This window comes from Pseudomonas lactucae (assembly GCF_036688725.1).
GTDB classification, from domain to species: Bacteria; Pseudomonadota; Gammaproteobacteria; order Pseudomonadales; family Pseudomonadaceae; genus Aquipseudomonas; species Aquipseudomonas lactucae.
Window position 1 is genome coordinate 193,259 of sequence record NZ_JAQQPT010000011.1, and the last position, 15,739, is coordinate 208,997.

14 protein-coding genes are annotated in these 15,739 nt (G+C 60.8%); 5 read left to right on the forward strand and 9 right to left on the reverse strand.

The window, feature by feature from the left end; genetic code table 11:
• Window positions 1-6: 6 nt before the first annotated feature.
• The 3 genes from rho to V6M90_RS14905 all read right to left on the reverse strand — a co-directional run bounded on the left by rho (window position 7) and on the right by V6M90_RS14905 (window position 2,646).
• Window positions 7-1,266 carry a transcription termination factor Rho gene (gene rho, locus V6M90_RS14895; protein ID WP_003176825.1) on the reverse strand — a complete coding sequence of 420 codons (1,260 nt, stop codon included), beginning with the start codon at window positions 1,264-1,266 and terminating at the stop codon, window positions 7-9.
• A gap of 234 nt (window positions 1,267-1,500) precedes the next feature.
• On the reverse strand, window positions 1,501-1,830 hold the full coding sequence (gene trxA / locus V6M90_RS14900) for a thioredoxin TrxA (RefSeq protein ID WP_003176826.1): 330 nt from the start codon (window positions 1,828-1,830) through the stop codon (window positions 1,501-1,503).
• Between the two features lie 120 nt (window positions 1,831-1,950).
• Window positions 1,951-2,646, reverse strand: coding sequence for a FadR/GntR family transcriptional regulator (locus V6M90_RS14905; RefSeq protein WP_003176827.1), 696 nt, complete (start codon window positions 2,644-2,646; stop codon window positions 1,951-1,953).
• A 255-nt stretch (window positions 2,647-2,901) separates the two neighbouring features.
• Between V6M90_RS14905 and V6M90_RS14910 the strand changes: the two genes are divergently transcribed.
• The 4 genes from V6M90_RS14910 to V6M90_RS14925 are packed head-to-tail and all read left to right on the forward strand — an operon-like array spanning window position 2,902 to window position 5,744.
• Complete coding sequence (locus V6M90_RS14910) at window positions 2,902-3,687, forward strand: transporter substrate-binding domain-containing protein (RefSeq protein ID WP_003176828.1); 786 nt, start codon at window positions 2,902-2,904, stop codon at window positions 3,685-3,687.
• A 17-nt stretch (window positions 3,688-3,704) separates the two neighbouring features.
• A complete protein-coding gene (locus V6M90_RS14915) occupies window positions 3,705-4,373 on the forward strand; it encodes an amino acid ABC transporter permease (protein ID WP_003176829.1) in 669 nt (222 codons plus the stop codon).
• On the forward strand, window positions 4,370-5,020 hold the full coding sequence (locus V6M90_RS14920; RefSeq protein ID WP_003176830.1) for an amino acid ABC transporter permease: 651 nt from the start codon (window positions 4,370-4,372) through the stop codon (window positions 5,018-5,020). The genes V6M90_RS14915 and V6M90_RS14920 overlap by 4 nt, the downstream gene beginning before the upstream one ends.
• Complete coding sequence (locus V6M90_RS14925) at window positions 5,007-5,744, forward strand: amino acid ABC transporter ATP-binding protein (RefSeq protein WP_003176831.1); 738 nt, start codon at window positions 5,007-5,009, stop codon at window positions 5,742-5,744. Before V6M90_RS14920 ends, V6M90_RS14925 begins: the two co-directional genes overlap by 14 nt.
• On the opposite strand, the gene V6M90_RS14930 is transcribed toward V6M90_RS14925, so the two are convergent.
• The 4 genes from V6M90_RS14930 to V6M90_RS14945 all read right to left on the reverse strand — a co-directional run bounded on the left by V6M90_RS14930 (window position 5,716) and on the right by V6M90_RS14945 (window position 10,224).
• Entirely contained in the window at window positions 5,716-6,249 is a 534-nt protein-coding gene (locus V6M90_RS14930) for a DUF1120 domain-containing protein (protein WP_042945454.1), read from the reverse strand. The genes V6M90_RS14925 and V6M90_RS14930 overlap by 29 nt on opposite strands.
• Window positions 6,239-8,740 carry a fimbria/pilus outer membrane usher protein gene (locus tag V6M90_RS14935; protein ID WP_332846725.1) on the reverse strand — a complete coding sequence of 834 codons (2,502 nt, stop codon included), beginning with the start codon at window positions 8,738-8,740 and terminating at the stop codon, window positions 6,239-6,241. Before V6M90_RS14935 ends, V6M90_RS14930 begins: the two co-directional genes overlap by 11 nt.
• Before the next feature lie 7 nt (window positions 8,741-8,747).
• Window positions 8,748-9,437 carry a fimbria/pilus chaperone family protein gene (locus V6M90_RS14940; RefSeq protein ID WP_318278503.1) on the reverse strand — a complete coding sequence of 230 codons (690 nt, stop codon included), beginning with the start codon at window positions 9,435-9,437 and terminating at the stop codon, window positions 8,748-8,750.
• A gap of 130 nt (window positions 9,438-9,567) precedes the next feature.
• Window positions 9,568-10,224 carry a DUF1120 domain-containing protein gene (locus tag V6M90_RS14945; RefSeq protein WP_003176835.1) on the reverse strand — a complete coding sequence of 219 codons (657 nt, stop codon included), beginning with the start codon at window positions 10,222-10,224 and terminating at the stop codon, window positions 9,568-9,570.
• 446 nt (window positions 10,225-10,670) lie between these two features.
• Between V6M90_RS14945 and ppx the strand changes: the two genes are divergently transcribed.
• Window positions 10,671-12,173 carry an exopolyphosphatase gene (ppx, locus tag V6M90_RS14950; RefSeq protein ID WP_003176836.1) on the forward strand — a complete coding sequence of 501 codons (1,503 nt, stop codon included), beginning with the start codon at window positions 10,671-10,673 and terminating at the stop codon, window positions 12,171-12,173.
• A 226-nt stretch (window positions 12,174-12,399) separates the two neighbouring features.
• On the opposite strand, the gene ppk1 is transcribed toward ppx, so the two are convergent.
• Entirely contained in the window at window positions 12,400-14,622 is a 2,223-nt protein-coding gene (gene ppk1, locus V6M90_RS14955; protein WP_003176837.1) for a polyphosphate kinase 1, read from the reverse strand.
• A gap of 18 nt (window positions 14,623-14,640) precedes the next feature.
• A complete protein-coding gene (hemB, locus tag V6M90_RS14960; protein WP_078735160.1) occupies window positions 14,641-15,654 on the reverse strand; it encodes a porphobilinogen synthase in 1,014 nt (337 codons plus the stop codon).
• Window positions 15,655-15,739: the final 85 nt, after the last annotated feature.

Genomic DNA, 15,739 nt, shown 5'->3' on the forward strand with positions numbered 1-15,739 from the left:
GCAGTATTACTTGCGCTTCATCGACAAGAAGAACTCGTCGTTGGTCTTGGTGGTTTTCAGCTTGTCGATCAGGAACTCGATGGCGGCGACTTCGTCCATCGGGTGCAGCAGCTTGCGCAGGATCCACATGCGCTGCAGTTCGTCGTCGGCGGTCAGCAACTCTTCGCGGCGCGTGCCGGAACGGTTGATGTTGATCGCCGGGAACACGCGTTTTTCCGCGATACGACGGTCCAGAGGCAGTTCCATGTTGCCGGTACCCTTGAACTCTTCGTAGATCACTTCGTCCATCTTCGAGCCGGTTTCAACCAGCGCGGTGGCGATAATGGTCAGCGAGCCGCCTTCTTCGATGTTACGCGCGGCGCCGAAGAAACGTTTCGGTTTCTCCAGGGCGTGGGCATCGACACCACCGGTCAGTACCTTGCCGGAGCTCGGGATCACGGTGTTGTAGGCACGGGCCAGACGGGTGATGGAATCGAGCAGGATCACCACGTCCTTCTTGTGTTCGACCAGGCGCTTGGCCTTCTCGATCACCATTTCGGCAACCTGCACGTGGCGGGTTGGCGGCTCATCGAACGTCGAGGCAACCACTTCGCCGCGCACGGTGCGCTGCATTTCGGTCACTTCTTCCGGACGCTCATCGATCAGTAGCACGATCAGGTGAACTTCAGGGTTGTTACGCGCGATGTTCGCTGCAATGTTCTGCAGCATGATGGTCTTACCGGCTTTCGGCGGTGCGACGATCAGGCCACGCTGGCCTTTACCGATCGGGGCGCACAGGTCAATCACACGGCCGGTCAGGTCTTCGGTGGAACCGTTACCGGCTTCCATCTTCATGCGCACGGTCGGGAACAGCGGGGTCAGGTTCTCGAAGAGAATCTTGTTTTTCGCGTTCTCGGGACGATCGAAGTTGATCGTGTCGACCTTGAGCAGGGCAAAATAACGCTCGCCTTCCTTCGGAGGGCGAATCTTGCCAACGATGGTGTCACCGGTGCGCAAGTTGAAGCGACGGATCTGGCTTGGCGAGACATAGATATCGTCTGGGCCGGCGAGATAGGAAGCGTCTGCGGAGCGGAGAAAGCCGAAGCCGTCCTGGAGAATCTCCAGCACGCCATCACCGGAGATTTCCTCGCCGCTTTTCGCGTGCTTCTTGAGCAGGGAGAAAATCACGTCCTGCTTGCGCGAACGGGCCATATTTTCTATGCCCATTTCTTCGGCCAGTTGGAGCAGGTCGGTAATCGGCTTTTGCTTGAGTTCAGTCAGATTCATATAGGAATGACGTAATCATTTATGGAGGGGGGAAATTAAGCTTTTGGCTTAATGAGGCCGCGCCGCGGAGAAGGCGACAGGATCGCGTACTAATCGAAAAGGAATGCGTCGGCGACGGCTTGCAGGGGGCAGTGGAGAAACCAGTGCGGGGCCGAATGTACCACCTGAGTTTCGGAGCGTCTAGCCCTGCTTTACGAAAAAGCCCCGCGATTTTCGGGGCTTTTTTGACGACGTTTAGATGTTGGCGTCGAGGAAAGCTTGCAGCTGGGACTTCGACAGCGCGCCCACTTTAGTGGCTTCGACGTTGCCGTTCTTGAACAGCATCAGCGTAGGAATACCACGCACGCCGTGCTTGGCCGGGGTTTCCTGGTTGTCGTCGATGTTCAGCTTGGCGATGGTCAGCTTGCCTTCGTAGGTGGTTGCAATGTCGTCCAGGACCGGAGCGATCATTTTGCAAGGGCCGCACCATTCAGCCCAGTAATCAACCAGCACCGGGCCAGTAGCCTTGAGTACTTCGGCCTCAAAGGTCGCGTCGGTGACGTGCTTGATAAGATCGTTGCTCATGGATGTCTCCGGATTGTAAGCAAAAAAAACGTTGCCCATCATAGCCGCCCTTCCCCCGTTCAGGAAGCCGCCTCTGATTGAGTCTTGCTATGGTGGTGCATGAGTTTGGATATGGCCCGATCAGGGTGTCACCGGAGTCACAAAGGCAATACCGGTGCGCAATGCCGCATTACGTACATGTTCCTGCATGGTTTTCTGCGCTGGCGCACTGGCGCGTCGAGCGAGGGCGCGCAGGATTTTGCGATGTTCCTGCCAGGTTTCCATGGCCCGCTCCGGCCGGATGAACGGTAGTTTCTGACTCTCCAGGAATACCTGCGCGCTGGCACTCAGGATGCTGGCCATCGCCTGATTGCCGCTGGCCAGCAGGATGCGCTGGTGGAATTCGAAGTCCAGCCGTGCGGCCGCGTCAAAGTCGCCGGCCTTGAGTACCTTGCGCATCGCCTCGACGTTATCTTCCAGGCTGTCCAGCTCATCAATCGTCAATGTCACCGCCGCCAGCCCAGCCGCAAACCCCTCCAGGGCGTAACGCAACTGGAAAATATCCAGTGGCGTGGCCTGTGCCGCGAAAGGCCAGGCAAACCCCGGAGACTCATCCGCGGCTTGCACGAACACGCCTTTGCCCGGCTGCACGCTGACCACCCCCAAGGCACTGAGAGACGACAATGCCTCGCGCAATGACGCCCGACTCACGCCCAACTGCAGGGCCAGGTCGCGCTGGGACGGCAGCGCATCGCCCGGCCCGAAGCCCTGCTCCTTGATCAGTTTACGGATGGCCTGCAGGGCCGCCTCCGGTACGGCTTGGGCGATGGAATTCATAAAAAAACTCGAGGTTCCAGACAACTGAGCGGCTAGTTGTAAAGCTATTCGCGGCTGGCGGCAAGCCACGCCCCAAAGGGGCTCGCGGGGTTTTGCCAGCGCTCGAAAAGGGTGCGAAAAGCGCAGGCACTGTTCAGACCAGTAAGACCAGCGCACCCCAACAAATCCCGGCCCTGCAGAGGATCGCGAAGGGGCTGGCATGGGCTGTGCACTGAGCAAATCCAGAAATTCCTTCGCCCTTCTCGGAGAGTTGCCATGACCAAGCGCTACAGCGCCCTGCTTACCGCCCTGTTCGCCAGCCTGATGTTGAGCCAGGCTCCCGCCCAGGCCAACGGTCTGGACGATATCGTTGCCCGCGGCACCCTCAAGGTCGCCGTGCCCCAGGACTTCCCGCCGTTCGGCTCGGTCGGCCCCGACATGAAACCCCGTGGCCTGGACATCGACACGGCCAAGCTGCTGGCCGACCAGCTGAAGGTCAAACTGGAGCTTACCCCTGTCAACAGCACCAACCGCATCCCGTTCCTTACCACCGGCAAGGTCGACCTGGTGATCTCCAGCCTGGGCAAGAACCCGGAGCGGGAAAAAGTCATCGATTTTTCCAAGGCCTACGCCCCCTTCTACCTGGCCGTGTTCGGCCCGCCTGACGCCGCCATCAGCAGCACTGACGACCTCAAGGGCAAGACCATCAGCGTGACCCGTGGCGCCATCGAAGACATCGAGTTGACCGCCGTGGCGCCCAAGGAAGCCACCATCAAGCGCTTCGAAGACAACAACTCGACCATCGCCGCCTACCTGGCCGGCCAGGTCGACCTGATCGCCAGCGGCAACGTGGTGATGGTCGCGATCAGTGAGCGCAACCCTAAACGCGTACCGGCGCTGAAGGTGAAGCTCAAGGACTCTCCGGTGTACGTGGGCGTGAACAAAAACGAGCCGGCATTGCTGGAGAAGGTCAACCAGATCCTGGTCGCGGCCAAGGCCGATGGCAGCCTGGAAAAGAACGCGATGCAATGGCTGAAAGAGCCGCTGCCCAAGGATCTTTGACAGGACGGAGTTGACTCATGGCGTATCAATTTGACTTTGTGCCGGTGCTGGCCAATACCGACCTGCTACTGCGCGGTGCGTTGTTCACCCTTGAGCTGACGGCCATCGGCGCGATCCTGGGGGTGGCCGTAGGCACCGTCGGTGCGGTGGTGCGGGCGTGGAAGATCCAGCCGTTCGCCTGGTTCTTCGGCGTGTATGTCGAGTTGATCCGCAACACGCCGTTTCTGGTGCAGCTGTTTTTCATCTTCTTCGGCCTGCCGTCCCTGGGGCTGAAGATCACCGAGTGGCAAGCCGCCGTATTGGCGATGGTGATCAACCTGGGCGCCTACTCCACCGAAATCATCCGCGCCGGCATCCAGGCCATCCCGCGCGGGCAACTGGAAGCCGCCGCCGCGCTGGCAATGACACGCTTCGAAGCGTTTCGCCATGTGGTGCTGCTGCCGGCGCTGGGCAAGGTGTGGCCGGCCCTGAGCAGCCAGATCATCATCGTGATGCTCGGTTCGGCGGTGTGCTCGCAGATCGCCACCGAGGAGCTGAGCTTTGCCGCCAATTTTATCCAGTCGCGCAACTTCCGCGCGTTTGAAACCTATGCCCTGACCACCCTGGTGTACCTGTGCATGGCGTTGATGATTCGCCAGTTGCTCAACTGGATCGGCCGCCGCTTTGTGATGAGGAACAGCCGATGAGTGATTTTTCCTTCTGGGACATCGTGCGCAACCTGCTCACCGGCCTGCAATGGACCTTGTTGTTGTCGGTGGTGGCGTTTGTCGGTGGCGGCCTGATCGGCCTGCTGGTGATGACGATGCGCATCAGCCGCAAAGCCTTTGCGCGCAATGTTGCGCGCACCTACATCGAACTGTTCCAGGGCACACCGCTGTTGATGCAATTATTCCTGGTGTTTTTCGGCGTCGCCTTGCTGGGAGTGGATATTTCGCCCTGGCTGGCGGCAGCGATAGCCCTGACGCTGTTTACCAGCGCCTATCTCGCCGAAATCTGGCGCGGCTGTGTCGACTCCATCGCCCACGGACAGTGGGAAGCGTCCGCCAGCCTGGCCCTTAACCCGCTTGAGCAGTTGCGCTATGTGATCCTGCCCCAGGCGCTGCGCATTGCCGTCGCGCCAACGGTGGGGTTCTCGGTGCAAGTGGTCAAAGGCACCGCCGTGACCTCGATCATCGGCTTCACCGAGCTGACCAAAACCGGCGGCATGCTCGCCAACGCGACCTTCGAGCCCTTCATGGTCTATGGCCTGGTGGCCCTCGGTTACTTCCTGCTTTGTTATCCCTTGTCCCTCAGTGCGCGCTACCTGGAAAGGAGACTGCATGCCTCTGCTTAGAATTACCGCCCTGCATAAGTACTACGGCGATCATCACGTACTCAAAGGCATCGACCTGACGGTTGAAGAAGGCCAGGTGGTGGCGATCATCGGCCGCAGCGGCTCGGGCAAGTCCACCTTGCTGCGTACCCTCAATGGCCTGGAGTCGATCAACGATGGCGTGATCGAAGTCGACGGCGAGTACCTCGACGCCGCCCGCGCCGACCTGCGCACTTTGCGGCAGAAAGTCGGCATGGTGTTCCAGCAGTTCAACCTGTTCCCGCACCTGACCGTGGGCGAAAACGTCATGCTCGCGCCGCAGGTGGTGCAGAAAGTACCCAAGGCCAAGGCCGCCCAATTGGCCAGGCAGATGCTGGAACGCGTTGGGCTGGGCGAGAAATTCGACGCCTTCCCCGATCGATTGTCCGGAGGCCAGCAACAAAGGGTCGCCATCGCTCGCGCCCTGGCCATGTCGCCCAAGGTGCTGCTGTGCGACGAAATCACCTCCGCCCTCGATCCGGAACTGGTCAATGAAGTGCTCAGCGTGGTGCGCCAACTGGCCAAGGACGGCATGACCCTGATCATGGTGACCCATGAGATGCGCTTCGCCCGTGAAGTCGGCGACAAGCTGGTGTTCATGCACCAGGGCAAGGTGCATGAAGTGGGCGACCCCAAGGTGCTATTCGCCAACCCGCAAACCCCGGAGCTCGCCAACTTCATCGGCTCCGTGGAACAGCCGGACTGACCAGCTCGAAACGGCCCTGCCCCTGCAGCTCCGTTTGACTGCGTACCTGCAGGGCATCTGCAAGCAGGTCGGTGTCAATATCGACCTGAGCCGTCAGACGCGTCCCGGCCACTCGGGCCACCAGGACCTGGCCCGGCAACAGCAGGCCGACGCTGCGTTCACCGGGCAGGTGCGCCGTCTCCCATTCGACGGCACGCCCATCCACCTGGGCATGCTTGAGGCTCACACGGAAACGTCCCTGAGGGCCGAACCGAAAACCCTGCCCATCGACGGCACCGACAAACCGCAGCGCCATTGCCGAAGGCTCAACGCACAGCACGCTCAGGCTCAAGGTGCGTGTACCGAGCACCACGCTGGCGCCCCGCCCCGAAGCCTCACTGCGAATGACGCCATAGTCGACGCGCGGTTGACTCAGCGACAACCGGCAATTTTCAGCCTGGACACCCTGGGCCGGCAGCGCCGCGCAGACCAGCACGAAAACCATGCGTTTAAGCTTAGCGGCCATGGCACACCGCCGTTGCTGTCTCATAGAACTTGTCATGGTCAGGCTGATCCTCAAGGACAACGCTTGGCCGGCAAAAAGCCGAATCGGGCAAGGAAACCCGCAGGTCTTGCGTGTCATCCATGTCGTTCAGAAAAATCATGCCCTCCCCCACCACACTGGTCAGGAAGCGGTTGTTTTTGCCAAACACCGAGGCGCCCTGAGGCAGCGGCCGGCCCTGCTCATCCCTGGCGGAGATCAACACTCGACGCACTTTCACCACCTCGAATGCCAGGGTATTGACCGACCCACGGCCCGCGGCGAGCACCTGGGTGCCATTCTTCAGGTCGACGCGCTTGGGCAGCGACCGGGTTTGCACTTCGATGCGGCTGTTGGTGTACGCCGGCAAGCCTGGGATGACGGCCTGGCCGCTGAAGTCGGTCCACACCGGGCCTTGCGGGGTATCGATTCGCGCGGAACCGATGTCGCCCACCGAGACGATGCCGAAGGTGTCCTGCACGGTATGAGGCGAAAAGGTCAACCCGCCCTGGTGAGCCACGACGCCGCCTTGCAACTGTCCCGTATAGGTCGTACCCAGCGGATCACGGTTCACCCCCATGCCGATGCGGGTATAACGCGGCATCAGGTCCAACTGGCCATTTATCGATTGCTCCCGGGCACTGATATCGCGCTCGACACCCACCTCGTACGCCACAGACTCATTGACCCGTTCACTGAGCGCGCTGCCTGCACGGGATTGCCCCCCACGACGGCTGATAGAGCTGCGCACACGACGATCGCCCCCCAGGGGCACGCTGACCTGAAGCCGCACGGACAGGTCATTGCCCGACGCCGCATCGCGCCGGCGGCCGTCATCCCTGGCGTCACGGCGCGCCTGAGTTCCTCCGACCTGCGAGTCAGCGATCAACGTGACATCGGCGTACCTGAACGAGCGGTTCCACGACGCAAACAGGTGTTCGGCCGTTTGCCCGTCAAATTGGGAACTGCGGGTATAACCCAGGGAGAACGCCCCCAGCGCAGGGTCGACCCAACTCATGCCTGCGGTGTATTGGTTCTTGAAGCGCGAGCCCAGTTCATCGGAGTGGGTCGACCGGCCGGCATCAAGCACTTCGCGGTAGCCTCGGGTCTGGGTCGTTGCGCTGAGGTTCAGGTCGGTATTGGCGTAGACCGGGCTGCTCAGGGTGAGGCTGGTGCGCGCCCCCGACACAGCGTTACGGCTGTCGCGGGACAGATTATGGCGTGCCCCCATGGAAAGGCGCTGGAAAAATACGCTGCCGAGGGTGCCACCCGCTGCCACATAGTCATCGGCGTTCAACAAACCAAAGCCCACTGATGAGTCCCGCCCCAGCCCCCACGTACCGCTCCCCATGGCGACCATCGGCGATGCGACCTCCCCAGGTATATCCTCACGCGCCTTGCCAAGGGAAAAGTAATATCCGGGCGTGACCGGCGCCGCGCCCGCAAACGATGCCGCCGGCACCACAAAGCTGCGCCTGGCGCCGCGCACGTCGATCATGCTGACGGCCAGGTCACCGGTGCCGTTGAGCAAGGGTAATCCGGTCAGCCTGAAAGGACCTTCGGGCACCAGCGTGCTGTGGATCAACACGCCGGACTGGCGCACCTCGATCCGTGATTGGCTCTGGGCGAGGCCCTCGACCACGGCCTGGTTGCTACCCGCCGGCACACGCGATTGACCATCAGGAAAAAACTGCACACCGGACAGCGCAATGCCGCCAAACAATGGATCGTTGCTGGAAAGCTGACCGACCTGGAAAGTCGAGTGCAGCGCCGCAAGATCGCGCTGGGCGTAGGCATAGAGGTGTTCGGTACGGGTGGCGCCATCATCGGTCACGTAAAATTGCCGGCTGCGCACAATCCAGTCACCGAGGTTGAAGCCCGCCTCGGTATAGGCCGATAGGAACCGGCTGTGCCCACTCTGCGCACGGCTGTCGAACCCGTGCACGTCATAGTTGAACAACGCCGCTGCGCCACCCCGGGAAAATTGTCCGGCCTCCCATTGCGGTTCCCGCAGTGATTGGGTCGGCACCACCAGCGCCACCTCATCGCTGCCAGGCCGCAGCCTGATCATGGTGGTCGGGAAAGCCCGCAGGAAATCATGGCAGGCCTCATCCGCCGCGACGCCTTCACGGGCGCTGCCGGCGGGCTTTACCAGCCCGGCTTTTTCCAGTAACCCCGAGGTAAAACACAATTGCCCGCGTGAGTCGAACCGTGCATCCACCAGACCGAGCGGGTTTCCATTGACCCGCAGCCCCACGACCTGGATACCTTCGCGAAAACGCGCGGCCGTACGAAAGTAGTCGGAGACCTTGGGATCAATGCCGTGGGTGGTCAGCGCCGCCAGGTCGAAACCTTCTCCCAGCTCCAATGCAGGCGCGACGGCAGGCAGGCCCCACAGGGTTGCAAACCCCACCAGCAGCGTAGGTCGACAAGGCCATGAAGCCATCACGCGTCGTTGGCTCGACAAGCTGCTCATGGGATGATCAGTCCCCATCGACAGTGACCAATGCGCGATAGCTCTCCACTGAAAACCCATAGGCCGTGGCCGGCTGGAACTCGACGGCTGTCAACCCCGTCAGCGCCCCTTGCACCGCCACCGTCAACGTGTCCCCTGGCAGCACATACGCGCGCGGAAGAGTCGCCTGGACGTGTTGCGGCAGCAATTGCACCTGCGGTGTGAGGCGCACCACATAGGCGCTGTCGTTATGCACGGTAAGACGGTCACCCATACGTCGCCACTTCAGCAGCTCCCAAGGCGTGTGATGCACGGGCAGACCCCGAGGGTGCAGGATCAACGGCAAATTCTGCCGCAGGGTGATACCGATGGTCGCACCGCCTGCGGCGCGCGCCTGGGGGATACCTTCGAACGTCACGCGCTTGAGCCGTTGGGTCTTGAGCGGCGCTTTCAAGGTGCTGATAAAACGCACCAGCTGGGTTTCTCCCGCCTCTACCCGCGTAATCGGCGGCGTCACGACCAGCAGCGGCTCCAGGTCCTCCGGGACGTTTTCCACGACCGAATGCAATAACGCAGGCACCGCATCGGTATTCTTGATAGTCAGGGTGGCTTCGCCCTGTTCTTCATAAAGCAGCACCACAGTGGTTTCCGGCAACATACCGTCCGCCACCACGGCACAGGTGAAACACAAACATAAACTTACGCATAACAACCGCACACGATTGATCACTGAAAGACTAAGCACTCAGTTGCCCCACGACTTTGAAGTTGAAGATTGATAGCCAAGCGCTTATATGAAAACAGCCGACGAGAACGCTATGGTTCCCGTCCGGCTGTATGACCGTCGTTTAGATGTAACTCAACTCAAGTGTGGCGCGCCCATCAAGGATAATGTCGCGACTCAGGTCCAGGTCACGGCCCCTGTTGATCACCGCCCTCACCGCGATGGTTCCGGTCAGTTGAGGGATGGAAACGGGCGTAAGGGCGGTGGTATAGCGCCACGAATACTGGGTGGGCGATTGAGCGACCTTGCCATCACTGCTTTGCCAGGCCCCGGCGCCGACACGCAGGATGGGATACAGCGGGGTGGTCGACGAGCGCAGATCCCTGAGGGTAACCGCAAAGCCGCCGGTCTTGCGCCCGGACGCTATGCCCAAGCCATAGTTGTGCGCTTCGGTATAGCCAGAGCCCAGTGCGCTGAGGATGCCCGGCACCTTGCTGGCGGCTTGCAGGTCGACGAATTTGAGCCCGAACTTGGCAGGCGTGGTGCCGCAATTAATGCTCAGGGGCGCGGTCCTTTCCGCGAGCGGGTTGAACGCCGTCGCAGAGAGTTGGCCCGAGGGAATGTCACCGTAGTTGATGATGCCGCCACCGCTCATGCTGAGGTTGCAGGCGGCCGGCTTGATCGTGCCCCTGACGATCAACTCGGCGCTGGTGGAGGCATGGGCACTCAGGGCCGTAGCCAGGCAAGCGATACCAAGCGTCAATCCAACAATTTTCTTCATATTCGACCTGTCACTGTAATGAGTCAGGCGTATTTATTTTTGTCCTGAAAATACAAACCACAAATAAATAACACCACGGCACAATTGCCGAGTGACAGTCTGTCTCTTGGGCATTGGCTAAAAAATAAGACAGCACCTTAATAACTGTGGGAGCAATAGACGCGAACTGTCGCCCGAGCCGACCGTGACAGTAAGCCAAGATAAAATAACCCGTGGAACACCAGCACCTAAGTTGTAGGCGAAATCAAAAAAACACATACAACCGTACGCAGTTAAAACTTCTGACAAGGACACGAGCACCTTCCACACAACCCCGCCAGTACAAGCAGCATCGGCTACAGCGACTTCCCACAGACGATCTCGGAGAAATTCCCGAAGCACTACGCGTTGGCTCCAGCGGTCGATCGTGGCACGATGGACAGGTTATCGACCGAGACCCCCAAACCATGCCGCAATCCCAAGCCAAGAATCTGTCCCTGATCGCCGCCATCGACCTGGGCTCCAACAGCTTTCACATGGTCGTGGCCAAGGCCCAGAACGGTGAGATCCGCATCCTTGAGCGGCTCGGCGAGAAAGTACAACTGGCTGCCGGGATCAATGACGAGCGCCAGCTCAACGAAGAGTCCATGCAGCGCGGGCTCGATTGCCTGAAGCGTTTTGCCCAACTGATCAATGGCATGCCCTTGGGCGCCGTGCGTATCGTCGGCACCAACGCGCTGCGCGAAGCGCGCAATCGTGGTGAATTCATCCGCCGCGCCGAGGAGATCCTCGGCCACCCGGTAGAAGTCATCTCCGGCCGTGAAGAAGCGCGCCTGATCTACCTCGGCGTATCCCACACCCTGGCCGATACCCCCGGCAAACGCCTGGTCGCCGACATCGGCGGCGGCAGCACCGAGTTCATCATCGGCCAGCGCTTCGAACCGCTGCTGCGTGAAAGCCTGCAAATGGGCTGCGTCAGTTATACCCAACGCTACTTCAAGGACGGCAAGATCACCCCGGCGCGCTACGCCCAAGCCTACACGGCGGCGCGGCTGGAGATCATGAGCATCGAGCATGCCCTGCATCGCCTGACCTGGGATGAAGCCATCGGCTCGTCCGGCACCATCCGCGCCATCGGCCTGGCCCTCAAGGCCGGCGGCCATGGCACTGGCGAGGTCAATGCCGAAGGCTTGGCGTGGCTCAAGCGCAAACTGTTCAAGCTGGGTGATGCCGAGAAAATCGACTTCGACGGCATCAAGCCAGACCGTCGCACCATCTTCCCGGCCGGCCTGGCGATTCTCGAAGCGATCTTCGATGCCCTTGAACTGCAACGCATGGATCACTGCGACGGCGCGCTGCGTGAGGGTGTGCTCTATGACCTGCTCGGCCGCCATCACCACGAAGACGTGCGTGAACGCACCCTCAGCTCGCTGATGGAGCGTTATCACGTCGATATGGAACAGGCATTGCGCGTGGAGCGCAAAGCCCTGCACGCCTTCGACCAGGTGGCCGCGGACTGGGACCTGCAAGACGGCGTGTGGCGCGAACTGCTGGGCTGGGCGGCCAAAGTGCATGAGGTGGGCCTGGACATCGCCCACTACCATTACCACAAGCACGGCGCCTACCTGATCGAGCACTCCGACCTGGCCGGCTTCTCCCGGGAAGACCAGCAAATGCTCGCGCTGCTGGTGCGCGGGCACCGTCGCAACATCCCCAAGGATAAATTCGCTGAATTCGGCGATGAAGGCATCAAGCTGATTCGCCTGTGCGTGCTGATGCGCTTTGCGATCCTGTTCCACCACATCCGTGGCACCCAGGAAATGCCCCAGGTCAAACTACGCGCCGATGGCGACAGCCTGGAAGTGATGTTCCCCAAGGGCTGGCTGGATGAAAACCAGTTGACCCAGGCGGATTTTGCCCAGGAAGCGGAGTGGCTGACGCGGGTGGGGTTCAGCCTGAACGTGCGCTGATCCGATCTAAAGAACACCGCAAAAAAATGTGGGAGGGCGCTTGCTGTGGTGAGCGGGCTTGCCCCGCGCCGGGCTGCGAAGCGGCCCTAAAAGCAAACGCCGCATTCTGACTGACAGAATGCGGCGTTTTTACTGGGGGCGGCTTCGCCACCCAGCGCGGGCGGTGCGACGATTCGACAAGCCCGCTCACCACACAAACCTGCACCACATTAAGCTTTTGTTGGCTTTAGCTCACCGACAGAATCGGGCTACCCAGCCTCTCCAGCAACGTCGCCTGCGCGCTGCGTGGGTTCTGGTTGCCGGTCGGCGTGTTGCGCACGTAGCGGCCGTCCGACTGCAGGCTCCAGCTGTGGGTGTTATCGGTGAGGTAACTTTCCAGCTCTTTCTTGACCCGCATGATCAGCTTCTTGCCTTCCACCGGGAAGCACGTCTCCACGCGCTTATCGAGGTTGCGTTCCATCCAGTCGGCACTGGAGAGGAACATCTGCTCTTCGCCGCCGTTGAGGAAGTAGAACACCCGGGTGTGTTCCAGGAAGCGGCCGATGATCGAACGCACATGGATATTGTGCGAGACGCCAACGATGCCCGGACGCAGGCAGCACATGCCACGCACCACCAGGTCGATGCGTACGCCGGACTGGCTGGCCTTGTAAAGCGCGCGGATGATCTTCGGATCGGTCAGCGAGTTGAACTTGGCGATGATGTGCGCCGGCTTGCCCTCAAGGGCAAACTGCGTCTCGCGGGCAATCATGTCGAGCATGCCCTTCTTGAGGGTGAACGGCGCGTGCAGCAGTTTCTTCATGCGCAACGTCTTGCCCATGCCGATCAACTGGCTGAACAACTTGCCGACGTCTTCACACAAGGCGTCGTCGGAGGTCAGCAGGCTGTAGTCGGTGTAGAGCTTGGCGTTGCCGGCGTGATAGTTACCGGTGCCCAAATGCGCGTAACGCACGATCTCACCGGCTTCACGGCGCAGGATCAGCATCATCTTGGCGTGGGTCTTGAAGCCGACCACGCCGTAGATCACCACCGCACCGGCCGCTTGCAGGCGGCTGGCCAGTTGCAGGTTGGACTCTTCGTCGAACCGCGCACGCAGCTCGATCACCGCAGTGACTTCCTTGCCGTTACGCGCGGCATCCACCAGCGCATCGACGATTTCCGAGTTGGCGCCGGAGCGGTACAAGGTCTGGCGCACGGCCAGCACATGCGGGTCCTTGGCGGCCTGGCGCAGCAGGTCGACCACCGGGGTGAAGGACTCGAACGGGTGCAGCAGGAGGATGTCCTGCTTGCTCACCACGCTGAAAATGTTCTCGCTGTTTTGCAGCAGTTTCGGGATCTGCGGAGTGAACGGCGTGTATTGCAGCTCCGGGTGGCTGTCCAGCCCGGTGATGCTGAACAGTCGCGTCAGGTTCACCGGGCCATTGACCTGGTAAAGCTCGCTCTCGCCCAGGTTGAACTGCTTGAGCAGGTAGTCCGACAGGTGTTTGGGGCAGGTGTCAGCCACTTCCAGGCGCACCGCATCGCCGTAGCGCCGCGAAAACAGCTCACCGCGCAGGGCACGGGCCAAGTCTTCGACGTCTTCGGAGTCCAGCGCCAGGTCAGCGTTACGGGTCAGGCGGAACTGGTAGCAGCCCTTGACCTTCATGCCTTGGAACAGGTCATCGGCATGGGCGTGGATCATCGACGACAGGAATACATAGTTGTCGCCAGCCCCCCCTACCTCTTCCGGTACCTTGATGATCCGTGGCAACAAGCGTGGCGCAGGGATGATTGCCAGGCCGGAGTCGCGACCGAAGGCGTCGATACCTTCGAGCTCGACGATGAAGTTGAGACTCTTGTTCACCAGCAACGGGAACGGGTGCGTCGGGTCGAGGCCGATGGGGGTGATGATCGGCGCGATCTCGTCGCGGAAGTAACGGCGCACCCAGGTCTTGATCTTGGTGGTCCAGTGGCGGCGACGGATGAAGCGAACCTGATGTTTTTCCAGTTCCGGCAGCAGGATGTCGTTGAGGATCGCGTATTGGCGATCCACATGGCCGTGCACCAGCTCGCTGATGCGCGCCAGGGCCTGATGCGGTTGCAGGCCGTCGGCGCCGGCCTGCTCACGGGCGAAAGTGATTTGCTTCTTGAGACCGGCCACGCGGATCTCGAAGAACTCATCCAGGTTGCTGGAGAAGATCAGCAGGAATTTCAGCCGCTCCAGCAGCGGATAGGATTCATCCAGCGCCTGCTCCAGCACGCGGATGTTGAATTGCAGTTGTGACAACTCGCGATGGATGTACAGGCTGCTGTCATCCAGGTTGGTCACCGCCACCACAGGTGCCGGGACAGGCGCTTCAACCGCCACGGCAGGCGGAGCCGGCTCCAGCTCCGGCGGGGTCTCGGCGACTTGTTCAACCACCGGGTGGGCGTCTTTTACGGCAACTTCGGAGAGTCCTTCGGTATTCATCGAGTGTTCCTGTGAGGGCTATTGTTGCTCTCTAAGCAATTGGGCGGCGCGGGCGGCAAAATAAGTCAGGATGCCATCAGCCCCGGCACGTTTAAAGGCCGTCAGGGATTCAAGAATCACCCCTTCACTCAACCATCCATTTTGTATTGCAGCCATGTGCATGGCGTATTCGCCGCTGACCTGGTAGACAAAGGTCGGCACCTTGAATTCATCTTTGACCCGCCAAAGGATGTCGAGGTAGGGCATCCCCGGCTTGACCATCACCATGTCGGCGCCTTCGGCCAGATCGGCCGCCACTTCGTGCAAGGCTTCATGGCTGTTGGCCGGGTCCATCTGGTACGAGGCTTTGTTGGCCTTGCCCAGGTTGAGGGCCGAGCCCACCGCATCGCGGAACGGCCCGTAATAGGCGCTGGCGTACTTGGCCGAATAGGCCATGATCCGCACATTGACGTGGCCGGCCAGCTCCAGTGCCTCGCGAATCGCCTGGATGCGGCCGTCCATCATGTCCGACGGTGCAACCACCTGGGCGCCCGCGGCGGCGTGGGACAAGGCCTGTTTGACCAGCGCGTCGACGGTGATGTCGTTCTGCACATAACCGTCTTCGTCGAGAATGCCATCCTGGCCGTGGGTGGTGAACGGGTCCAGGGCCACGTCGGTGATCACCCCCAGCTCCGGGAAACGCTCGCGCAGGGCGCGGGTGGCGCGCTGAGCAATACCCTGCGGGTTCCAGGCTTCGGCAGCGTCCAGGGACTTGAGTTCCGACGGCGTGACCGGGAACAGCGCCAACGCCGGAATTCCCAGCTCGACCCAGTTTGCCGCCTCTTCAAGCAACAAATCGATGGTCAAGCGCTCCACCCCCGGCATCGACGCCACCGCTTCCCGACGATTGTCACCGTCGAGCACAAACACCGGCAGGATCAGATCGTTCGTGGTCAGTACGTTTTCACGAACCAGACGGCGCGAAAAATCATCACGACGGTTGCGACGCAGACGGGTGGCGGGGAACAGGCGATTGGCAGGGGTAAAGCTCACGACAGACTCCTGAGCCCGGATTGACGGGCGAGCGTTGCAGTTATAAGCGGCCATTATGACGAAGGTATGACAGTTGTGCTTAACG